Here is a 23,148-nt window from a genome sequence, read left to right on the forward strand (position 1 = left end):
GACTGATTTTATTCAGTTCGCCTTTTTTATTAGCTAGCTTGTTGTATATCCCTGCATTGGAGAGTTAGGCTTATATGGAAATGCCATATTGAGAACTCCATCTGAAACCATAGGTTTTAAATAGTTCTGTCTTAAACTTTGAGGTTTGCGATCAAGTAAAGCTTCTAATACTGAGACTGATATATAATGCCCTTTACATAACCTACATATTATCTGCTTCATAGTATCGACATCTAAACGCCTCTGCTCTCTAGCTGTAGCCCCTAATGCGTTAAGCTCAGCCCTATAAAACTCAGTTAAAGTATCTAACTTATCAACAAATGGCTTATCTATCATCTCACTGATAAACCTTCCTTTTTCATCTCTCTTAACAGGGCTCTTATCTAATTCGGAACCCTTATGCGTTAAGTTATCTACGGTATGCGTTAAGTTATCTACGTTATGCGTTAACCTATTAAACTGGGTTAACGTATTTGTGAATACATCTTCTGGTGATGGTAGCTCCATTCCCGGTAAGCTATAGGATTTATCTTTCTTTTCTCCACTTGAAACTAAGAAACCTTTATCTACCAATCGTGGTAATGCTAAAGTTACATCTCTTGAATGTTTGCTTGTGAGTTGACAGGAGCGTTCATGGTTCACCCAACCTTCAATAGCAGCTGTTGTTACAATCATTTGCTCTAATTCATTAAGAGAATAAAATGCATCTCCAAACAAAGAAGCTAAGAGCTCTGTTATTTCTTTTGGAATCAAACTGACCGTAGACAGTTCCAGCAGAGTTTGTTCTGATGGAATATGCTTCTCATAAAGTTTTGGTGTTCTCCAATTAGCCCATTTCCACCCACTATATATTTTTGGAACACCTGAACCGGCACGTTCGCCTGCACCTATCATTAAGAACATTTGATGCATCCTACGATTTCGGCAGTCACTCTCACCACCTTTCACAGCTAACTCAGGAGGCACACGCATTAGACCTGGATTACGAAAACCAAATAAATCGGGGCGTTTAACAATTAAAATAGAGCTTCTACCAGTATAATCGGCATGAACAAGTGTATTTACCAAGGCTTCCCGAATTGCTTCATGCGCTTTAGAATCATCAAGACGAACTCCACCTTGAAGGTCGAATGGAACTTTAAGTTCAGTAGTTAGCTTTCTATAAGTTCGCCTGTAAAAGTCAAAAATATTGCCTGACCAAGAGCCATCAGGATAAAGCCTATCTATCCAGCGCTCTGTATTTGCTTCATCTCGCTCACGGTAATCAACAAAGTAGTTTGGCATCGCTTCCTGAATAGCCTCCCACGTACCAAACATTAAAATCCCAGCCAGGGTTATACCTTCCTCTTCTGACGATCTATCTTTTCTCCAACCACCTAACTTCTTAAACATTTCAAAAAGATCTAACTCCAACCAAGTATGTTGCGGCTTGGCTACTGAAAATAAATTTTTATAAGCCTTCAAGCTATCTAAATCTATATCATCGAAGTTAAACCCTTTTAAAATTTTATCATCTCTACAACTCTCAACCTGTTCAGCCATCATTCTTTTAACTTGCTCTTCATCACAACGATGATCACCTTCGTGTAATCGAACATAAGTTTCTTTCATTGGCTGATTATTCAAGAAAATAGGCTTACTCTCTCGTTTTGCCGAGGGTATTTTTACAATTAATAAATTTTTATTATTTATTGTAATTTGCTGGGTATCATCATTTGATAATAAATTAATATTAACTTTCGCTTTATTATTTGCAATATCAAATAACTGTTTTTGAACAAGAGCTATATCTTGGATACCAGCGATGGACAATAAGCCTTTTCTCTCTCTTACCCCTAATACAACATAACCACCGCGACTATTAGCCATTGCACTATAAGTCGGCCAAAAGTCATCTGGTAATTTTCCTTTACCATCTTTACCCTGAGCTAATTTAAACTCTAACTCTTCAGACTCAGAAAGTGCCTGTAAGTCCTCTTCATCAGTAATCTGGAACATAAATCTCAATTCTTTTCTAAATTATCTACACTGCTCTTAGTAGATTAAAAGCAAAGTTTATATTAGGAACAATTCTGGTACAGCTTTATTTATTTATATATCAAAGCTAGAATAGACGCCATATTATTCCTTACTCTAACTAATAAGCTAACCATGAGCTTTGATAACACCGATCATCAATTAAATGCCATAGGCCTTCGTTGCCCAGAACCTGTGATGATGGTACGTGCTGCCATCCGTAAAATGAGCGATGGTGAGACGCTATTAGTAACCGCTGATGATCCATCAACTACCCGAGATATTCCAAGTTTTTGTACGTTTATGGACCACACTCTGGTAGCTAAAGATGCGGACGAAACACCATATAGATATGTCGTCAAGAAAGGGTTGTAACCTCTATCAACTATCAGGAATTTGTACTAACTCTTATCTAACGTGTTTCTAAATTCAATCTGCTGATAACTTTCCATTTATAGCTGTTACTTCTTAGTTATCGTCACTTGTGGCCTGTCGTAGTCGCTGTAATCAATGCTTACTATGTACGTGCCTTTTATTGCTGGTGTGAAACTAAAGTAGTTATAAATAGTATTACAGTCTGCGATAGCTGGCTGGCCGAGTGTTAAGCTTTGCCCTGCTGGTTGTGCGTCGCTATAACCACAGTTATAACCTTCGCTAAAATCGGCATCTGCTATTTTAAATTCGTACACTTTACCAGGCGTCGAAAATTTCACTTGTGCTTGATAAAGCGCTGGTCCAACTGGCGCAAACTGATACTGGGGCTCTGCATCCCACAGTGTAAAGTCGCCACGTAAGTAAATTGTGCGATCAAGTTCTTGCTGTGGCAATACATCGTTAATCGAAATTTGGCTTGTACAGGCAGTAAGTAAACCAGCAATTGCTAAGGTTAAAATTCGTTTCATAGAAATCATCAATGGGGTTTCCTTTGCATACAGTGAAAACTAAAAAGCCAGCAAAACGCTGGCTTTTAAAATTGCTAATCGGTGTTATTTTTGTAAAACAGAAATATCTGCAATACCTAAAAACAATCCGCTTAACTGGCTTAATAGCGCAAGACGATTTTGCTTAACTGCTTCATCGTCGGCCATAACCATTACGTTGTCAAAAAAGTTATCAACACTTTGTCGAATACCTGCCAATTGGCTTAATGCTTCTTGGTAGTTTCCATCTGCGTAAAGTGGTGCAAGGTCAGTGGCAAATTTTGCTACTTGTGATGCTAATACTTTTTCAGCGTCGTCGCTTAATAAGCTCTCATCAACACTACCTTGGCTGGTAATGTCGTTTTTAGCCAGAATATTACCTACACGCTTATTAGCTGCTGCAAGCGCTTCTGCTGCGTCTAATGTACGGAAGTGGCTTACGGCTTTAACACGGCGATCAAAATCAACAGGTTTAGTCGGACGACGTGCAAGCACTGCTTGAATTACGTCTACTTCAATACCTTCGTCTTGATACCACGCACGGAAGCGCCCTAGCATAAATTCAAATACGTCAGTTGATACATTTAAGTTAGTTAACTTGTCGCCAAACAATGTTTGCGATTTAGCTACTAGGTCTAAAATATCAAGTGGTAGTTCTTTTTCTACCATAATGCGAAGTGCACCAATAGCAGCACGACGAAGAGCAAATGGGTCTTTGTCACCCTTAGGTGCTTGGCCTATACCAAAAATACCCACCAGCGTATCAAACTTATCAGCAATCGCTACTGCGCAGCTAATTAAATTTGTAGGTAAGTTGTCGCCTGCAAAGCGTGGCATGTACTGCTCGTTTTGCGCTAAGGCTACATCTTCGGCTTCACCATCGTGGCGAGCGTAATGCATTCCCATTACACCTTGCACGTCGGTAAATTCCATTACCATTTCAGTCATTAGGTCAGTTTTACTTAATAAGCCTGCACGCTGTGCTAGGTCTTTATCAGCACCTAATTGCTCAGCAATATAACCCGCAAGCTCACTAATGCGCTGAGACTTATCTTTAAGCGTACCAAGTTGCTTTTGGAACAATACGCTATCAAGCGATTCTAGTCGGCTTTCTAGAGTTTTCTTTTTATCTGTTTCAAAGAAGAACTGTGCATCGGCTAAACGCGGGCGCACTACTTTTTCGTTACCAGAAATAACCACACTTGGATCTTTACTTTCTATGTTAGATACAAACAAAAATTTATTTAAAAGTTTGCCGTTTTGATCTAATAACGGGAAGTATTTTTGATCGTCTTTCATGGTATAGATTAACGCTTCGGCTGGTACATCTAAAAATGCTTCTTCAAATGTTGCCGTTAAAGTAACTGGCCACTCTACAAGTGATGTTACTTCTTCTAGTAAATCTTCATCCATAGCAACAATAGCGTTAACTGCTTTTGCAGCTTCTTCTATTTGTATACGAATTTGCGCTTTACGTTGTTCGTAATCAGCAATAACGTAAGCAGATTTAAGTACGTCAAAAACGTCATCTGCATGGTTTATACTAATTTTTTCTGGGTGGTGAAAACGATGACCCTGAAGCTGGTTAGTTATTTTCTTACCAAGGATCTCACCTTCAAGTAACTCATCACCAAACAAAATAGTTACCGTATGCACAGGACGAATAAATTGTGTTTTATTCGCGCCCCAACGCATTGGTTTAGGAATTGGTAATTTAGCCAACGCTTTAGTAATTGCACCTGTCATTAGCGTTTTAGTTTCTTGCCCTGCTACTTTAGCAATGTGCAATAACCATGCGCCTTTGTCTGTTTCGAGTGTTTGTGCATCTTTTACTTCAATACCACAACCACGTGCCCAACCCATTGCTGCTTTTGTTGGGTTACCGTCACCGTCAAATGCGGCTTTAGTTGCTGGACCGCGTTTTTCAACTTCTTTGTCTTGTTGCTTAGCTTCAAGCGCTTTTACTTGTAAACCTAAACGACGAGGCGATGCATACCAGCTTACGCCTTGATGTGCTAACTCTAGTGTTTCAAGCTCTGCAGTTAAGTTTGCAGCAAAAGCTTCTGCTAATTTACGCAGTGCTTTTGGTGGCAACTCTTCTGTGCCAATTTCTACTAATAAATTTTGTGCTGACATACTTACTTATCCTTACACAGCGGGAAACCAAGCGCTTCGCGTTTGTCATAGTAACTTTGTGCACACGCTTTTGATAACGCACGAACGCGTAAAATATAACGTTGACGTTCGGTTACCGAAATTGCGTGGCGTGCGTCTAGTAAGTTAAATGCGTGCGATGCTTTCATTACTTGCTCGTAAGCCGGTAGTGGTAAGTTTGCTTCAATTAACTTTTGGCTCTCTGCTTCACATTTATCAAACTGAGCAAATAAGTCTTCTACGTTTGCGTGTTCAAAATTGTAAGTAGACTGCTCTACTTCATTTTGATGGAACACGTCGCCGTAGGTTACGCGCCCTAGTGGACCGTCTGCCCATACTAAGTCGTAAATACTATCTACGCCTTGAATGTACATTGCTAAACGCTCTAGGCCGTAAGTGATCTCACCCGTTACTGGTGAACACTCAATACCACCAACTTGTTGGAAGTAGGTAAACTGCGTTACTTCCATGCCGTTTAACCAAATTTCCCAACCTAGGCCCCACGCACCTAACGTAGGTGATTCCCAGTTGTCTTCTACAAAGCGAACTTCGTGAGTTAGTGTATCGATACCCATAGCCGCTAAAGAGCCTAAATAAAGCTCTTGGATGTTATCTGGCGATGGCTTTAAAACTACCTGAAATTGGTAGTAGTGTTGTAAGCGATTTGGATTTTCACCGTAGCGACCATCGGTAGGACGACGACACGGTTGCACGTATGCACTCGCCATTGGCTCTGGACCAATAGACTTTAAAAAAGTTTGCGGGTGAAATGTCCCTGCGCCCACTTCCATATCAAGTGGTTGAATAATGACACAGCCTTGCTGCGCCCAATAATCCTGTAAAGCCAGGATCAAACCTTGAAAGGTTTTTACGTCATATTTTTGCATATTTGGCTTTTTACTATCTAAGAAGTAGCGTGAAAATTACCCTTAGTATACCGTGTGTACACTCAGGTTTTAAGCAGTTTGTGTAATTGAAGAAAATAAAAAAGGAGCCATTAGGCTCCTTTTTCTATGTAAGCAATATTTTTTACACGTCTAAGTTAACTACACGTAGTGCGTTCTTTTCAATAAACTCACGACGAGGCTCTACTTGGTCACCCATTAAGGTCGCAAATAATTGATCCGCGCCAACAGCATCTTCGATCGTTACTTGTAACATACGGCGAGCACTAGGATCCATTGTGGTCTCCCAAAGCTGGCTTGGGTTCATTTCGCCCAGTCCTTTATAGCGTTGAATATAGATCCCGCGCTTCGATTCTGTGATCAACCATTCCAAAGCATCCACAAAGTTATCAACAGGTTTTGTTTTCTCACCACGTTGAATATATGCACCTTCGCTAAGGATGTTTGCGATGTTAGTACCAGTCACAGCAATGCGTTGGTAGTCACGTGACGCAATAAAGTCATAATGAAGTACGTGTGCTTTATCTACACCGTGCTGACGAATATTCACAACCGGGTAATACATATTACGCTCAGCATCATGCTCTGTACCAGCATGGAAAATAGTCGCATCTTCATCACGTGCAATCAGGTCGTCAACCAACACTTTAGTCCAAGCAATTACTTTAGCTTCATCTGAAAGGTCATCAGTTTTCAATTCTGTTTGATAAATTAAGCGTTCCATTACCGTGTTAGGGTATTTACGCTTTAAACGCTCAATTACTTTAACTGTGTTTTGATAATCGTGAACGATTTCTTCTAGTGCCTCACCTTCAAGAGCTGGTGCATCTGTACTTGCATACAACGCTGCACCATTAAGAGCAAGCGATGTTAGGTATTCAACTAATGCAGGGTCATCTTTAATATAACGCTCTTGCTTACCTTTTTTCACTTTATAAAGTGGTGGTTGAGCAATGTAAATATAGCCGCGTTCTACAATTTCAGGCATTTGGCGATAGAAGAATGTTAATAGTAACGTACGAATGTGAGAACCATCCACGTCCGCATCGGTCATGATGATGATACGGTGGTAACGTAATTTCTCAGGGTTATATTCGTCACGACCAATACCACACCCTAATGCAGTAATTAGTGTTGCTACTTCTTGTGAAGATAACATTTTATCAAAACGTGCTTTTTCTACGTTTAAGATTTTACCTTTAAGCGGAAGAATAGCTTGGTTTTTACGATTACGTCCCTGCTTGGCTGATCCGCCAGCAGAGTCCCCTTCCACTATATATAGTTCAGATTGGGCAGGATCTTTTTCTTGGCAATCAGCTAGCTTACCAGGTAAGCCTGCTAAGTCCATTGCACCTTTACGACGTGTCATTTCACGGGCTTTACGCGCCGCTTCACGAGCACGTGAGGCATCAATAATCTTACCTACAACAATTTTGGCATCAGTTGGGTTTTCTAATAAAAACTCAGTGAATTTTTCAGCCATTGCTTGTTCAACTGCAGACTTAACTTCACTTGAAACAAGCTTGTCTTTAGTTTGCGATGAGAACTTAGGATCAGGAACTTTAACACTAACAACAGCCGTTAAGCCTTCACGGGCATCATCACCGGTAGCATTGCTGGTTGTTTTAGCTTTTTTGTTAAAGCCTTCTTTTTCCATGTAGTTATTAAGTGTACGTGTTAGCGCTGATCTAAAACCGGCTAAGTGAGTACCACCATCACGTTGTGGAATATTATTTGTGAAACAGTAAATATTTTCTTGGTATGCATCATTCCACTGCATTGATACTTCAACGCTAATACCATCTTCTTCACGTTCGTGAGTAAAATGGAATACACCTTTATGTATAGGTGTTTTATTACGGTTTAAGTATTCAACGAAAGCTTGAATACCGCCTTCGTATTTAAAGTGGTCAGATTTATTTTCTTCACGTTCATCATTTAAAATGATGCTCACACCTGAATTTAGGAATGAAAGCTCGCGTAAACGCTTAGCTAAAATTTCGTAATGAAAATCTAAGTTTGTGAATGTTTCACCACTTGGCCAAAAACGCAGTTCTGTACCAGTCGTGTCTGATTCACCAATAACAGCTAAAGGTGCATCTGGAACACCCATAGTGTAAAACTGCTCATGAAGTTTACCTTCACGGCGAACTGTAAGTTTTAGCTTTTCTGAAAGTGCATTTACAACAGAAACACCAACACCGTGTAAGCCACCAGATACTTTATAAGAGTTATCATCAAACTTACCACCGGCATGAAGTACCGTCATAATAACTTCGGCTGCTGATACGCCTTCTTCTTCATGGATAGAAGTTGGAATACCACGACCGTTATCTCGTACTGAGACAGAACCGTCTAAGTGAATCGTTACATAAATATCATCACAATGACCTGCTAAGGCTTCATCGATCGAGTTATCAACGACCTCAAACACCATGTGGTGTAAGCCTGTGCCATCATCGGTGTCCCCAATATACATTCCAGGACGCTTTCTTACTGCGTCTAATCCTTTAAGTACTTTAATACTCGACGAGTCATAATTCTCAGACATGGTTAATCCCACTTATCTTGTTATTAGGTTGCCATGTTTCACGTGGAACATTTGTAGTTCTCGTTGCATGGGTTCCACCACAGCAGAAATACTTTCAGACAAAATTGAAGAGATAAAAATTTGAGAACTGCAGTGAGCAAGTAATTGTCCCACTTTCTCTTTTGTATCTTCGCCTAACTCTGAAGGTAGATCATCTATTAGCAATATAGATTGCTTATCTGTCTCTGACTCAATTAAGCTATTTTGCGTAACTTTTAACGCATATAATAGTAACTTCAATTGACCGCGTGAGAATGTATTCTCCACACTGTTGCCAGCGACACTAAAACTAAAATCGGCCTTATGAGGGCCTTTACTTGTAAATCCTTGGCGAGCATCTCGCTCAAAGTTTTGCTCTAACGCATCTGCAAGAGATTCGGTCTCTTTCCAGCCTGCGTTAAAGGTCATTTCTAAATCACGTACAAGCGTTAATTCTGCACACATTTTATCAAAAAACTGCTGCTTAAACCTACTTATATACGCCAATCTTAATTTATTTATTTCTTCAGCCAGTCTAACAAATTCTTTGTCCCAAAACTTAATTTGGTCAAAATAATTCTTGGGCTTAGTTTTTAACAATGCATTACGTTGTTTAAGTACTTTATTAAACGATTGCCATAAAAAAAAGAACTCATGTTCCACGTGGAACAAACCTAAATCTAAAAACTTTCTGCGCTCTTTAGGCCCACCAAAAAATAAAGAATAGCTCTCTGGTGTAATAATTTGCACTGGCATGAGTTGAGCTAGTTCGGATATTTTACGGCTCGCCTTACCTTGAATTTTTAAATTAGTTTCACCCGTTTGAGTTTTACTAATACCAATTGGAATAGATAAGTCGTGTATTGTTTTGCGCCCGTGAATTACAAACTGCTCTTGCTGATGCGCGATAATACTTTTGTGTTTTGGAGTACGAAAAGATTTGCCGTGAGAAAGGTAATAGATAGCCTCTAAAAGGCTGGTTTTTCCGCTGCCATTTTCACCATATATTATATTAACGCCGTTAACTGGTTCTAGCGTCAGCGCCTCAATATTACGAAAATATTTGAGGCTCAAATGACTTAAGCTCATTATGTATTTATAGTCTTATAAACGCATAGGCATAACAACGTACATTGCTTCTTCATCGCCTGCACCTTCAATTAATGCACTGCTGTTTGAGTCGGCTAATGTAAATAGTACGTCTTCTGTTTTTAATGTGTTTAGTACGTCTAATACGTAAGACACGTTAAACCCTATTTCTAGGTCAGCACCTTCGTAACTTACTTCAACAACTTCTTCAGCTTGTTCTTGCTCTGGGTTGTTGGCCGTAATTTTTAATAAACCATTTGATAAGTTTAAGCGTACGCCACGAAACTTTTCATTAGATAAAATAGACACTCGTTGGAACGCATTACGTAACCATTCTCGGTTAGCTGTAATTACTTTGTCGCCACCACGTGGTAATACACGACGGTAATCTGGAAAACGCCCATCAACCAGTTTACTTGTAAATGTAAACTCAATATCAATAATACGGATATGGTTAGCACCAAACTGAATTGTTACCAATTCATCGTCAGCTACCATAAGGCGCATAATTTCTTGCACACCTTTGCGAGGTATAATTAGCTGGCGCTGCGTATTAAGCGATTGCGTTAATTGCTTTTGTGCTATAGCTAAACGGTGACCATCTGTTGCTACTGTTTTTATGTCGGTATTATCTACTTCAAACGACATACCATTTAAGTAATAACGTACGTCTTGATTTGCCATCGAAAAATGCGTGCTTTCGAGTAACTTACGAAGCTCTAAACGAGTTAGTTGAAATTCAACCTCTCCGTCCCACTGCTCTAAATTAGGAAAATCATCAGCCGATAAAGTCGTTAATGAAAAACGGCTTTTACCACTGGTTAAAAGTAATTGATGCTCTTGCAAGCTTAAAGTAATGTCTGAACCATCTGGTAGACTTTTACAAATATCGAGTAACTTTTTAGCGGGTAACGTTAGTTTTGTATCGGCAATATCATCACCTACAAATACGCCAGAAACTAATTCAATTTCAAGGTCAGTACCCGTCATTGAAAGTTGTCCGTTTTCTACCACTAACAAAACGTTAGATAAAATTGGCAACGTGTGTTTGCGCTCTATTGCGCCCGACACTTGCACCAATGGCTTTAAAAATTGTTGTCTTGATATTGTTATTTGCATAATAAAGTCAGCCCTAAGATGACAATGTTCTTATTAAGTTTTGGTAATCTTCTTTAATTTCGTGGCTTTCGTCACGTAGTGATTTTATCTTACGACATGCATGTAATACGGTCGTATGATCGCGTCCACCAAATGCGTCACCAATCTCAGGTAAGCTGTGATTAGTTAATTCTTTAGATAACGCCATAGCTACTTGGCGCGGCCTCGCTATAGAGCGGCTGCGGCGCTTAGATAACAGGTCTGATATACGAATTCGATAGTACTCAGCAACAGTGCGCTGAATATTGTCTATGGTAACCAGTTTATCTTGCAAGGCAAGTAAATCGCGTAGCGCTTCTTTTACAAAATCGATTGAAATAGGACGACCGGTAAAGTTCGCATTAGCGATTACACGGTTAAGTGCACCCTCTAGTTCACGAACATTTGAACGTAATTTTTTGGCAATAAAAAAAGCAACTTCGTGTGGTAAGTTAATCTTACTTTGCTGGGCTTTTTTCATTAAAATAGCAACGCGTGTTTCAAGCTCTGGTGGCTCAATCGCAATTGTTAATCCCCAACCAAAACGTGATTTTAGCCTGTCTTCAACGCCTTCAATCTCTTTAGGGTAACGGTCAGAGGTTAAAATAATTTGTTGGTTGCCTTCAAGCAATGCATTAAAGGTATGAAAAAATTCTTCTTGTGAACGCTCTTTGTTAGCAAAAAATTGAATATCATCAATCATTAATGCATCAACACTACGGTAATAACGCTTAAATTCTTCTATCGCATTATTTTGAAGTGCCTTTACCATGTCTTGAACAAAGCGTTCTGAATGCATGTAAACAATTTTAGCATCTGGCTTATTTGCCATAATGCCATTACCTACTGCATGTAATAAGTGAGTTTTACCTAAACCAGTGCCACCGTATATAAATACAGGGTTAAAAGCAGAGCCAGGATTGTCGGCAACCTGTGTGGCCGCAGCTTTTGCTAATTGGTTTGATTTACCTTCAACAAAGCTATCAAAAGTATAGTTTTCTTTAATGTTAGATTTGTAACCTGACTTAGGTGCAGGTTCAACAACTGGCTTTTGCTCGCGAGGCTGTTGTTTTGCTGAAGCGTGTGCACTTGGTGCCGATTGAGTTTCTATAACCGGTGCAGCTTGTGCATTTAATAAAGGTTTACTACCTACATCAAAACGTAGTTTTGGTGCTTCAACACCACAAATCTCTACTAGTAATTCGTTAATTCTATTTAGGTACTTTTCTCTCACCCAATCAAGCACAAAGCGATTAGGTGCATAAATCGTCAAGGTATCTTCGGTACTTTCTGCTTGTAGCGGTCTTACCCACATACTGAATTGCTGCGAAGGCAGCTCATCTTGCAATACATATAAACAACTTTGCCAAACCGACAGATACACAGTTAAACTCCCAGAGATATAATTTTTATTCCCGCACATCATTAATGATTATAAATCATACATTTATTGCGTTCAAATGGTCCAATAAGCGACCCAAGACCGCGTATTATGAAGACACTTTATCCACAAGTAAAAGATTGATTTTTATAAAATTGTTGATATCGATGTATAAAATCATTAACAAGCTGATTTAAAACAGTTTTTATTTTAGATCCTGAGAGGAGATCATAACAAAATAACATCAAGATCGCGAACCAAATTTACGATCCAATTTACTTTTCCCCCGCTTTTATTCACTTTTTATACAGGGGCTGTGGAAAACTTCTTATTTATGATGATCCTAACAGATCGCCTTATATGATCTCTTATATAGTAGTAGGTGGGTTATATACCCTTAACGTAATTATGATTGACTTTACATTACTTACTCTATAATATCTCGCGCTCGCAATGGCACCTATGCCAGGATCGCGACCTGTATAGGATGTTTTAACTTTAACCGATCGGATGAGATTGTTATGAAAAGAACTTTTCAACCTAGCGTTTTAAAACGCAAACGTGCACACGGCTTCCGTGCTCGCATGGCAACTGTAAATGGCCGTAAAGTATTAGCACGTCGCCGCGCTAAAGGCCGCAAAGTTCTTTCTGCTTAATTTATAAGTGGAAGACTTTAGCTTTGGCAGGGAGTTACGTCTGTTAACTCCCTCGCATTACTCTCGCATATTTAATGAACCCGCTCGGGCTGCAACTCCTTTCTTTACTCTATTAGCTAAACCAAATGACCAAGAAAAACCTCGGTTAGGTCTTACTGTTGCTAAAAAACGTGTAAAAAAGGCATGCCAACGAAACCGTATTAAACGTCTCGCTCGCGAAAGTTTTCGTTTAAATCAACACAGCATCGATAATATTGATATTGTGCTTATGGTTAAAAATGGTATTGATGAGCAGTCTAATGAAGAAATAACCAAACAACTTACTAAATTATGGCGAAAAATTAACGAACGCTGTAAACCAGGTGCACCTAAACCGCCACCTTTTAAGAAACGCCCAAACAAATCAGCTAAATCTAACAAACAAACCTAATTGCAATAGAATTGCAGGGTTAATTAATGTATCTTTAGCTCACCTTTTAATCATGCATTTAAATTTTCTAATTGAGTCTTTAAATACATGATATCTATCTCACTAAACTTAAGTAGGGGCATAAACATCATGAGGTTACTTAAACCACTTGTTGCTTTACCAACTTTTTGTTTAGTGTTATTTATCCGCGGTTATCAAAAGTGGATTAGCCCGCTGTTAGGTCCGCATTGTCGTTTTAATCCAACCTGTTCTAGTTATGCTATTCAAGCAATTAAATTGCATGGATCGGTAAAAGGTAGTTGGTTAGCTTTAAAACGCATATTAAAATGCCATCCTTTACATTCAGGCGGAGACGACCCCGTTCCTGAAAAATTAACCCATATTAACCACCAACACGAGAAATAAGAGCTGTTATGGAATCGCAACGCACGTTTTTATTAATTGGCCTAATGCTAGTGTCGTTTTTATTGTTCCAAGAATGGGATAATGATTACAACAAGCCTAAAGTCGATCCAAGTGCCACAACACAAACACTACAAGCAAATTCACCAGAGTCGGATGATTATATTCCTTCATCGTCAGATTCAGAGTTACCTGCTTCAGCAACTTTAGCTAAGCGTTCAGTTATTGAAATTACAACTGACGTTTTTAAAGTTAAAATTGACACCAAAGGCGGTGACATTGTTGAAACAGACCTTCTTCAATACGAAGAGACAAAAGGCAGTGACACGCCTTATATGCTTCTTGGTCAGCTTGATGGTGGCAAACAATACTTTTCACAAAGTGGCTTAATTGGTTTAAATGGCCCTGACGGATCAGCTAATGGTCGCCCTACTTATAGTACCGAACAAAAATCATATACCTTAACGGGTGATGAGCTTCGCGTTCCACTTCAGTTTACTGATAGTAATGGTGTTAGTTTTACTAAAACGTATGTATTCAAAAAAGGTCAGTATGACGTAGGCTTAGAATACAAAATTAACAACACTACCAGCGCACCTCTTCAAGTACAGCTATACACGCAAATTAAGCGTACCGTACAAGAAAAAGGTAGTATGGTTGATCAAAACTATTTAGGTGCTGCATACGGTACTGATGAAGAAAAATACGAAAAGTATAGTTTTTCAGATATGGCTGATAAAAACCTAAATAAAAGCACACAAGGTGGTTACGTTGCCTTTATTCAACATTACTTTGTAAGTGCTTGGGTTCCAATGCAGGACCAATCAAATACACTTTATAGCTTAATTACAAAAAGTAATGCCGCTATTATTGGTGCTAAAGATCCCGCTGTAAATATTCAAGCTGGTAGTGAGCAAATACTAACTGCTACTTATTATATGGGCCCGAAAGAGTCAGATATTCTTGAAGCGATTCACCCAGACCTAGACCTAACCGTAGATTACGGTTGGTTATTTTTTATCTCGCAACCTTTATTTGTATTGCTAAAATGGCTACACAGCATTTTAGGTAACTGGGGTGTAGCAATTATTGCCATCACTATTATCGTTAAATCGTTAATGTACCCACTTACTAAAGCGCAATACACTTCAATGGCAAAAATGCGTGCCCTACAGCCTAAAATGGCAGCCCTTAAAGAAAAGTTTGGTGATGACCGTCAAAAGTTCGGCCAAGCAACTATGGAAATGTACAAAAAAGAAAAAGTTAACCCAATGGGTGGCTGTTTCCCTATTTTGCTACAAATGCCAATTTTCTTAGCCTTGTTCTACGTATTCTTAGAGTCTACTGAACTTCGCCATGCTGAATTCATTTTTTGGTTAACTGACCTTTCTGCGAAAGACCCGTACTACGTATTGCCAATATTATTTGGTGCGAGTATGTTTGTGACGCAAAAGCTACAACCTATGACGGTTACTGATCCAATGCAGCAAAAAATGATGACCTTTATGCCGGTTATCTTCTCTGTATTCTTCTTATGGTTCCCATCTGGTTTAGTTCTTTACTGGTTAGTGTCTAACCTTATTTCTATTGTCCAGATGTTAATCATCTACCGTGGCATGGAAAAGAAAGGAATTAAAGTAAGAGGCTAACTAAGCTCCTACTTATATAAAGGCGACTTCGGTCGCCTTTTTTATTGCCTGTTTTTCACCACAGCTATTCGCTACAAATAAATCGATAGGTTACAATACGGGCATAAAGTTACTCATCGTTGGCAAATTAATAGCATGATCAATCAAGATACAATTGCAGCACAAGCAACAGCACCTGGACGTGGTGGTGTTGGTATTATTCGCGTTTCAGGTAGCCTTGCTAAAAGTGTCGCCGAAAAAGTAGTAGGTAAAATACCTAAAGTTCGCTACGCCGATTATGTGCCATTTAAAAGCCTTGCTGGCGAGCAACTTGATCAAGGTATTGCCATTTACTTTGCAGGTCCTAACTCATTTACTGGTGAAGACGTACTTGAATTACAAGGCCACGGCGGTCCTGTAGTACTAGACATGTTACTTAAAGAAATTAGTAAAATAGAGGGCGTTCGTTTAGCAAAGCCTGGTGAGTTTTCTGAGCGCGCATTTATGAATGACAAGCTTGATTTAACACAAGCAGAAGCTATCGCCGACTTAATTAATGCCACTAGCGAGCAAGCCGCTAAAAGCGCCCTACAGTCTCTCCAAGGTGAATTTTCTAAGCACATAGAAACACTCGTAGAAAAAGTAATTCACTTACGCATGTATGTAGAAGCGGCAATAGATTTTCCTGATGAAGAAATTGATTTTTTATCAGATGGTAAAGTGTCAGGCGACTTAGACGCGATTATTACTCAGCTTAACACTGTAACCAACCAAGCCAAGCAGGGCAGCATCATGCGCGAAGGTATGCGTGTTGTTATTGCAGGTCGCCCTAATGCGGGTAAATCAAGCCTGCTTAACGCTCTAGCCGGTCGTGAAGCCGCAATCGTAACAGAAATAGCCGGTACCACTCGCGACGTACTACGAGAGCATATACATATAGATGGTATGCCACTGCATATTATAGATACAGCAGGCCTTCGTGAAAGCCCAGACAGAGTAGAACAAATAGGTATTGAGCGTGCATGGGATGAAATAAACCAAGCCGACCGCGTTTTATTTATGCTTGATGGCACTGATACTATAGATACTGACCCGCACAAAATTTGGCCTGAATTTATGGCAAAATTACCAGAAGGTATGGGGGTTACGGTCATCAGAAATAAAGCTGATTTATCGGGCGACATAGTCGGAATGGAGCAAGAGCAACAATACCCGGTTATCAGCTTAAGTGCTAAAAATGCTGACGGTATTGAACTTGTTCGCGAGCATTTAAAAGCTTGTATAGGCTTTCAAGGTGCAACAGAAGGTGGCTTTATGGCGCGCCGTCGTCATTTGGATGCACTAGAAAGTGCTGCGTATCATTTAGAAACGGGTAAAACACAGTTAGAAATGCACATTGCTGGTGAAATACTCGCTGAAGAACTGCGTTTAACACAGCAGTATTTGAATGAAATAACCGGTGAATTTACCTCAGACGACTTACTTGGCAAAATATTTAGCTCGTTTTGTATTGGTAAATAAACACCCTATTACAGATATATTTTTATTATAAGAGCACTTAGGTGCTCTTTTTTTATGTAAAATATTCTGCTGTAAAATATGTATTTATACACCTGATGCCTGCAAATTACTGCCAATAAAATCATATCCAAAACTACCTTTGTTACGTGCTAAGAGAGGTCAGATTATATAGAGTAGGCAATACTGAGAGTGCTTATTGGAGGAATTAATAGCACAAATTACACCTATTATTAAGGCTAAAACCGATGCCTTTTCAAACAACCGCACGCTTTAATAGCATTATATGTCATACAAAAAGTAGTTATAAATGGCTTCCTTATACTTACTTTAGCTCACAAAAATGCACTAAAACACACCTCATACACGCAAAAAATAATGCTATTCGCTCAATTAAAGAGCTAAAAAACACTGATTAGTACTCTAAAAAGCTTACTTTTGACAACATATAATTTGATAATCACCGTGATTTTTAAATAAAATAACTCAACTGTTAAGTATTCAAAACTTTTGATCTGCTAACTCCACCAGCAAAATTAATAAAAATAGCAGCTCTAAATTCGCATAAAATTAAAAATACCGAGATCACTTATCCACAATACCTAATTTTCAGCTCAAATAAATACCAAAACTAGGTAAATCAGTCGCAAAAACCTCATGATCAATTGTAATTTATCTATTTATGAACTTATTTTTAATTAATTTCATTAGATCTGCTTTATTAGATCATTTTTAAAAATTATTTTCGATCTAAATTTAAGGTTATCAACAGGCTTTATATCCACATTATGATCAACATGTATTTTTAATTGAGATATTTACAATTTAATTTTTTACTGACAAGTAATATCAATAACTTAGCGAATATAAAACAACCTAAAAAAACAGTTTAAGCAGAGCTTTCCCCACTGTTATCAACAACTTGATCAGAAGATTACATTTAAAGATAATTTGTTAAACACTATATTATCAACAACTTAAAGACACAATTTTGAATGAGTGTAAAATTACCGCAAAAATAGTTATACAAAAAAGCACTCTTAACTTTACTGTTATCCTCACTCAGTTATCATAGGCGGCAATTATAACCAATGTGATCACTAATATTCATGAGTTCAGTAAATCTTATTGTCGGCAGCCAAATGGGATCAGCCGAGTATGTTGCAGAGCAATTAAGCGACGCGCTTAATAACCTTGGTATTACTACGCAACTACATGATCAACCTGAATTTAGCGATATTGATCAGCAAAATACCATTTGGTTAATCTGCACATCAACTTATGGTGCAGGTGATTACCCTGAAAATCTTATTAGTTTTGTTGAAGATGTAACTCAAGCAGATGATTTATCTGAATTAAAATATTCAGTAATCGCTTTAGGCGACACTAGTTATGACACTTATAACCTAGCAGGACGTAATATAGATGCCTTATTAACTCAAAAAGGCGCTATAAAAGTAGCAGAACGTTTAGAGCTTAATATTCTCGATGAAGCACTACCAGAAGACACTGCATTAACATGGTTAGACTCTTGGATAGCTCAAACAGGCATAAAATAGATAGATCAAGTAAAAAGTTATATATAAAGTTACCCACAATTTACTAATAATTTAATAGGTTTTGTGGATAAAGATTGAATAAACTGCGTTTTAAAGCATGCTTATCCATTGGATAAGATCCAACTGATTCAACCCTGTGCATAAAGTGCCTTTTTGATCAGAGCTTATTTGCTGGATGATCCGATCATATTAACACCTTTAGATCTGATCTAATTTCATGTTTTAAATGAAGATCTAAACCTTATCAACAGAAAAGTCGATCAGTAGTAGTAATAGTAATAAAAGATCTCTTTAAAAGATCCTTTATATTATTAGAGATCACATACTTAGATCTTGCCCTTTGTTTAATCATTTATCTTCTGCCAATTTCTAGGTAGAATACGCTCCCTTTTGAAGTTTACCGGTTTGATTTAAGTAGGATCCCATTAATGATTTTTCACGAAAATTTTGACGTTATCGTAGTAGGTGGTGGACATGCTGGCACTGAAGCCGCATTAGCAGCTGCCCGTATGGGGATGAATACCCTGCTACTGACTCACAATATGGATACCCTTGGTCAAATGTCTTGCAACCCAGCAATTGGTGGGATTGGCAAAGGTCATTTGGTAAAAGAGATCGACGCGCTTGGTGGTGCAATGGCACAGGCCATTGATAAAGGCGGGATCCAATTTCGTACACTAAATTCTTCAAAAGGACCTGCTGTTCGTGCTACTCGAGCACAAGCAGATCGCGCTTTGTACAAAGCGGCTATTCAAACAACATTACAAAACCAAGATAACCTTAAGATTTTTCAACAATCATGTGATGATCTTATTGTTGAAAACGATCGTGTTACTGGCGTAGTAACTCAAATGGGTTTACGTTTTAGTGCACCAAGTGTTGTTTTAACCGTGGGTACTTTTTTAGGCGGCTTAATTCATATTGGTTTAGAAAATTATAAAGGCGGTCGTGCAGGCGATCCTCCTTCAATCGCTTTAGCTGATCGCTTACGTGAACATCCATTTAGAGTTGATCGTTTAAAAACGGGTACACCTCCACGTATTGATGCACGTACTGTTGATTTTACAAAAATGGAAGCACAGCCAGGTGATACACCAACTCCTGTGTTTTCGTTTATGGGTAAACAATCAGATCACCCACAACAGATACCGTGTTACATAACTTACACAAACGAAAAAACACATGATGTTATTCGTAAAAACTTACATCGCTCACCTATGTACTCAGGTGTTATTGAAGGTATTGGTCCACGATACTGCCCTTCAATTGAAGATAAAATTGTTCGTTTTGCAGATAAAGATAAACATCAAATATTTGTTGAGCCTGAAGGTTTAACATCATACGAATTATACCCAAATGGTATTTCGACTAGTTTACCGTTTGATGTACAACTTGAAATCGTGCAATCGATTACAGGTTTTGAAAATGCACATATTTGTCGACCTGGCTACGCAATTGAATATGATTACTTTGATCCACGTGATTTAAAACAATCTTTAGAAACTAAATTTATTGAAGGTTTATTTTTTGCAGGTCAAATTAACGGTACTACCGGCTATGAAGAAGCTGGGGCACAAGGCTTAATTGCTGGTATGAATGCTGCATTAAAAGTGCAAGGCAAAGATTCTTGGACACCACGTCGTGATGAAGCTTACGTGGGTGTATTAATCGACGACTTAGCAACACTGGGTACAAAAGAACCATACCGTATGTTTACCAGTCGTGCCGAATACCGTTTATTACTTCGTGAAGATAATGCTGATATTCGTTTAACTGAAAAGGGCCGTGAGCTAGGTTTGGTTAATGACGAACGCTGGCAGGCATTTAACGAAAAAATGGAAGTAATCGAAAAAGAGAAGCAACGCATCAAAGATACGTGGATTCACAAAGATCACGCCGTTGTAGAACAAGTAAATGCATTACTGAAAACACCGCTTACACGTGAAGCAAGTTTAGAAGAATTACTTCGTCGCCCAGAGATTCGTTATAACGATCTTATGGCTATAGAAGGATTAGGATCTGAATTTACAAATAAAGCGGCACTTGAACAAGTTGAGATCCATACTAAGTACGCAGGTTATATTGCGCGTCAACAAGATGAGATCAACAAACAGCTTCGTCATGAGCAAACAATTTTACCAAAAGAGTTTGATTATAAAACCGTATCTGGTTTGTCAAATGAGGTAGTTGCCAAGCTTATTGAGTCGCGTCCTGACACTATTGGTCAAGCATCGCGTATTTCTGGTATCACCCCAGCGGCGATTTCGCTATTATTAGTGTATCTGAAGAAGCAAGGCTTATTACGCAAATCCGCGTAACGGTAAGGGTACATAGTGTTACAGCAACAATTAACTACATTGTTAGCGCAAACTGATATTGCGCTAACAGAAAAACAACAGCAACAGCTAGTTCGTTACGTCGAGTTATTGAATAAGTGGAATAAGGCTTATAACTTAACCTCAGTACGCTTACCTGAAGAAATGATGATTAAGCATATTATGGATAGCTTAGTTGTTGCGCCTCACTTACCCGGTCATCATTATATTGATGTTGGAACGGGTCCTGGATTACCGGGTATCGTATTAGCAATTGCATTACCTAATACACATTTTGTGTTATTAGATAGCTTAGGTAAACGTGTACGATTTTTAATGCATGTTAAACATGAGCTTGGTCTTGATAATGTAACCCCGGTTCAGTCAAGAGTTGAAGAATATCAACCAAGTGTTAAATTAGACGGCGTACTAAGTCGTGCTTTTGCTTCATTACAAGATATGGTTGACTGGTGTTCGCACTTAATCGATCATTCGGGTAAATTTATAGCACTTAAAGGCGTGTTCCCTAGCGAAGAGCTAGAGTCACTACCTGCAGGCGTTAAGTTTGAGCAAAAAATTGCATTAGAAGTACCTAATTTAGATGCACAACGACATTTAATTATTCTTTCTAAAGACTAGGGATCAGAGACACCGTGGCAAAAGTCATCGCATTAGCAAATCAAAAAGGTGGAGTGGGTAAAACTACAACCGCTGTTAACCTCGCTGCGTCTATGGCTGCAACGAAACGTAAAGTGCTGTTAATTGATCTCGATCCGCAAGGTAATGCGACTATGGGTAGTGGCGTAGATAAATATGGCGACGTGCCAACTATTTACGACCTACTTATTGAAGATAAACCTATAGAAGACGTTATCATTAAAGAAACGTCTGGCGAATACCATATGATTGCTGCAAACGGTGATGTAACCGCTGCAGAAGTTAAATTGATGGAATTATTTGCCCGTGAAGTGCGTTTACGTAACGCACTTGAAAAAATTCAGGACCAGTACGAATTTATTTTTATCGACTGTCCACCCTCTCTAAATATGTTAACTGTTAATGCAATGGCCGCAGCTGATTCTATTTTAGTGCCAATGCAGTGTGAGTATTATGCACTTGAAGGGTTAACCGCATTAATGGATACGATTACGCAACTTGCTAAGTTAGTGAATCCTAGCTTACAAATTGAAGGCATACTTCGTACTATGTACGACCCGCGTAACCGTTTGGCTAATGATGTATCAGAACAATTAAAACAACATTTTGGCGATAAAGTATACCGTACGGTGATCCCGCGTAATGTTCGTTTAGCTGAAGCACCTAGTTTTGGTACTCCTGCTATGTACTATGACCGGGCATCAAGTGGCGCTAAAGCGTATTTAGCACTCGCTGGTGAAATGTTACGCAGAAAAGAAAAAACAGCGTCCGTTGTCGCCTAACTTTGAGGTAAAAAAATAACATGTCTGCTAAAAAACGAGGTTTAGGCCGAGGACTCGATGCACTTTTAAGTTCGTCAAAGCCTGCACCAAGCCCAAGCAAGGAACACGACACATCAAACGTTTCTGAGGCTGTGCAAAATGCCGCAGCTAATAATAGTGAATTACAAAAACTCCCAATAGAGTTTTTACACTCTGGTAAATACCAACCTCGTAAAGACATGTCTGAAGAGGCGCTAGAAGAGCTTGCTAGTTCTATTCGCTCACAAGGTATTATTCAACCCATTGTTGTGCGCCCTATTGCACACAATAGTTTTGAAATTATAGCGGGTGAGCGTCGTTGGCGCGCAGCGCAAATAGCTAAGCTTGAAACAGTACCTTGTATTATTAAAGATGTACCTGATGAAGCTGCCGTTGCGATTGCACTGATAGAAAATATTCAGCGTGAAGATTTAAATGCCATGGAAGAAGCAGTTGCACTTAATCGTTTACTAATAGAATTTGAATTAACACATCAGCAAGTAGCAGATGCGGTGGGTAAATCACGTACGACTGTAACTAACTTATTGCGTTTAAATAACTTAAATAGTGATGTAAAAATTCTGTTAGAACATGGCGATATTGAAATGGGCCATGCTCGTTGCCTGTTAGCCCTTGAAGGTGAAGCGCAGTCAGATGCTGCTCGTTTAGCTGTAGCTAAAGCATTAACAGTTCGAGAAACTGAAAAGCTCGTACGCTCAATTTTAGAACCTTTACCTGCTAAAGAAATAACCGAAAAAGATCCAGATGTTAAGCAGTTAGAACAACAACTCGCTGAAAATCTAGGTGCTAAAGTAGAGATTAACTACAATAAAAAAGGTAAAGGTAAACTGGTTATTTCGTATACTAACCTAGATGAACTTGACGGCATTTTAAATCGTATCAATCACGACAATACCCACCATTAGTTTTCTACATGTCTAAAAAGGGACATTTGTAGCTATTTCGTGTTACAAAGCATCTACTCAAGTTGCAAAACTGGCAGGATTAAGTA

General features: G+C 38.8%; 19 protein-coding genes. 11 read left to right on the forward strand and 8 right to left on the reverse strand.

Going from position 1 to position 23,148, the window contains the following annotated elements:
• Nucleotides 1-33 precede the first annotated feature (33 nt).
• A complete protein-coding gene (locus tag I6E85_RS17535; protein ID WP_024591282.1) occupies nucleotides 34-1,998 on the reverse strand; it encodes an RNA-binding domain-containing protein in 1,965 nt (654 codons plus the stop codon).
• Nucleotides 1,999-2,151: 153 nt separating this feature from the next.
• On the opposite strand from I6E85_RS17535, the gene tusA reads away from it, so the two are divergent.
• Nucleotides 2,152-2,391 carry a sulfurtransferase TusA gene (tusA, locus tag I6E85_RS17540; RefSeq protein ID WP_024591281.1) on the forward strand — a complete coding sequence of 80 codons (240 nt, stop codon included), beginning with the start codon at nucleotides 2,152-2,154 and terminating at the stop codon, nucleotides 2,389-2,391.
• 86 nt (nucleotides 2,392-2,477) lie between these two features.
• Here the strand turns inward: tusA and I6E85_RS17545 are convergent, their stop codons facing one another.
• From I6E85_RS17545 to dnaA, 7 genes are all read right to left on the reverse strand, one after another.
• Nucleotides 2,478-2,927: a hypothetical protein gene (locus I6E85_RS17545; protein ID WP_024591280.1), complete on the reverse strand. Its 450-nt coding sequence runs from the start codon at nucleotides 2,925-2,927 to the stop codon at nucleotides 2,478-2,480.
• Nucleotides 2,928-3,002: 75 nt separating this feature from the next.
• A complete protein-coding gene (gene glyS / locus I6E85_RS17550; RefSeq protein WP_024591279.1) occupies nucleotides 3,003-5,072 on the reverse strand; it encodes a glycine--tRNA ligase subunit beta in 2,070 nt (689 codons plus the stop codon).
• Between the two features lie 2 nt (nucleotides 5,073-5,074).
• Nucleotides 5,075-5,977: a glycine--tRNA ligase subunit alpha gene (gene glyQ / locus I6E85_RS17555; RefSeq protein WP_007584197.1), complete on the reverse strand. Its 903-nt coding sequence runs from the start codon at nucleotides 5,975-5,977 to the stop codon at nucleotides 5,075-5,077.
• Between the two features lie 142 nt (nucleotides 5,978-6,119).
• The gene (gene gyrB, locus I6E85_RS17560; protein ID WP_008172005.1) at nucleotides 6,120-8,546 is read right to left on the reverse strand and encodes a DNA topoisomerase (ATP-hydrolyzing) subunit B; all 2,427 of its coding nucleotides are present in this window, start codon (nucleotides 8,544-8,546) and stop codon (nucleotides 6,120-6,122) included.
• Between the two features lie 12 nt (nucleotides 8,547-8,558).
• On the reverse strand, nucleotides 8,559-9,653 hold the full coding sequence (gene recF, locus I6E85_RS17565) for a DNA replication/repair protein RecF (protein ID WP_008138030.1): 1,095 nt from the start codon (nucleotides 9,651-9,653) through the stop codon (nucleotides 8,559-8,561).
• Between the two features lie 15 nt (nucleotides 9,654-9,668).
• Nucleotides 9,669-10,772: a DNA polymerase III subunit beta gene (dnaN, locus tag I6E85_RS17570; RefSeq protein WP_004335206.1), complete on the reverse strand. Its 1,104-nt coding sequence runs from the start codon at nucleotides 10,770-10,772 to the stop codon at nucleotides 9,669-9,671.
• A 13-nt stretch (nucleotides 10,773-10,785) separates the two neighbouring features.
• Nucleotides 10,786-12,174: a chromosomal replication initiator protein DnaA gene (gene dnaA, locus I6E85_RS17575; RefSeq protein ID WP_010555148.1), complete on the reverse strand. Its 1,389-nt coding sequence runs from the start codon at nucleotides 12,172-12,174 to the stop codon at nucleotides 10,786-10,788.
• Nucleotides 12,175-12,692: 518 nt separating this feature from the next.
• Here dnaA and rpmH point away from each other — a divergent pair.
• From rpmH to I6E85_RS17625, 10 genes are all read left to right on the forward strand, one after another.
• The gene (gene rpmH, locus I6E85_RS17580) at nucleotides 12,693-12,827 is read left to right on the forward strand and encodes a 50S ribosomal protein L34 (RefSeq protein ID WP_004335215.1); all 135 of its coding nucleotides are present in this window, start codon (nucleotides 12,693-12,695) and stop codon (nucleotides 12,825-12,827) included.
• A 7-nt stretch (nucleotides 12,828-12,834) separates the two neighbouring features.
• The gene (gene rnpA, locus I6E85_RS17585) at nucleotides 12,835-13,257 is read left to right on the forward strand and encodes a ribonuclease P protein component (protein WP_007584204.1); all 423 of its coding nucleotides are present in this window, start codon (nucleotides 12,835-12,837) and stop codon (nucleotides 13,255-13,257) included.
• 129 nt (nucleotides 13,258-13,386) lie between these two features.
• Nucleotides 13,387-13,662: a membrane protein insertion efficiency factor YidD gene (gene yidD / locus I6E85_RS17590; RefSeq protein ID WP_008138026.1), complete on the forward strand. Its 276-nt coding sequence runs from the start codon at nucleotides 13,387-13,389 to the stop codon at nucleotides 13,660-13,662.
• A gap of 8 nt (nucleotides 13,663-13,670) precedes the next feature.
• Nucleotides 13,671-15,308: a membrane protein insertase YidC gene (gene yidC, locus I6E85_RS17595; RefSeq protein WP_024591278.1), complete on the forward strand. Its 1,638-nt coding sequence runs from the start codon at nucleotides 13,671-13,673 to the stop codon at nucleotides 15,306-15,308.
• Nucleotides 15,309-15,443: 135 nt separating this feature from the next.
• Nucleotides 15,444-16,808, forward strand: coding sequence for a tRNA uridine-5-carboxymethylaminomethyl(34) synthesis GTPase MnmE (mnmE, locus tag I6E85_RS17600; protein ID WP_007584209.1), 1,365 nt, complete (start codon nucleotides 15,444-15,446; stop codon nucleotides 16,806-16,808).
• Between the two features lie 1,106 nt (nucleotides 16,809-17,914).
• Nucleotides 17,915-18,364, forward strand: a complete 450-nt coding sequence (mioC, locus tag I6E85_RS17605; RefSeq protein WP_024591277.1) for an FMN-binding protein MioC — start codon at nucleotides 17,915-17,917, stop codon at nucleotides 18,362-18,364.
• Nucleotides 18,365-18,792: 428 nt separating this feature from the next.
• The gene (mnmG, locus tag I6E85_RS17610) at nucleotides 18,793-20,682 is read left to right on the forward strand and encodes a tRNA uridine-5-carboxymethylaminomethyl(34) synthesis enzyme MnmG (protein ID WP_010555145.1); all 1,890 of its coding nucleotides are present in this window, start codon (nucleotides 18,793-18,795) and stop codon (nucleotides 20,680-20,682) included.
• Nucleotides 20,683-20,697: 15 nt separating this feature from the next.
• The gene (gene rsmG, locus I6E85_RS17615; protein WP_007585988.1) at nucleotides 20,698-21,318 is read left to right on the forward strand and encodes a 16S rRNA (guanine(527)-N(7))-methyltransferase RsmG; all 621 of its coding nucleotides are present in this window, start codon (nucleotides 20,698-20,700) and stop codon (nucleotides 21,316-21,318) included.
• A gap of 14 nt (nucleotides 21,319-21,332) precedes the next feature.
• Nucleotides 21,333-22,118 carry a ParA family protein gene (locus I6E85_RS17620; RefSeq protein ID WP_004335235.1) on the forward strand — a complete coding sequence of 262 codons (786 nt, stop codon included), beginning with the start codon at nucleotides 21,333-21,335 and terminating at the stop codon, nucleotides 22,116-22,118.
• A 20-nt stretch (nucleotides 22,119-22,138) separates the two neighbouring features.
• Nucleotides 22,139-23,062, forward strand: a complete 924-nt coding sequence (locus I6E85_RS17625; RefSeq protein ID WP_024591276.1) for a ParB/RepB/Spo0J family partition protein — start codon at nucleotides 22,139-22,141, stop codon at nucleotides 23,060-23,062.
• Nucleotides 23,063-23,148 lie beyond the last annotated feature (86 nt).

This window comes from Pseudoalteromonas sp. NZS71 (assembly GCF_015864715.1).
GTDB lineage: Bacteria > Pseudomonadota > Gammaproteobacteria > Enterobacterales > Alteromonadaceae > Pseudoalteromonas > Pseudoalteromonas arctica.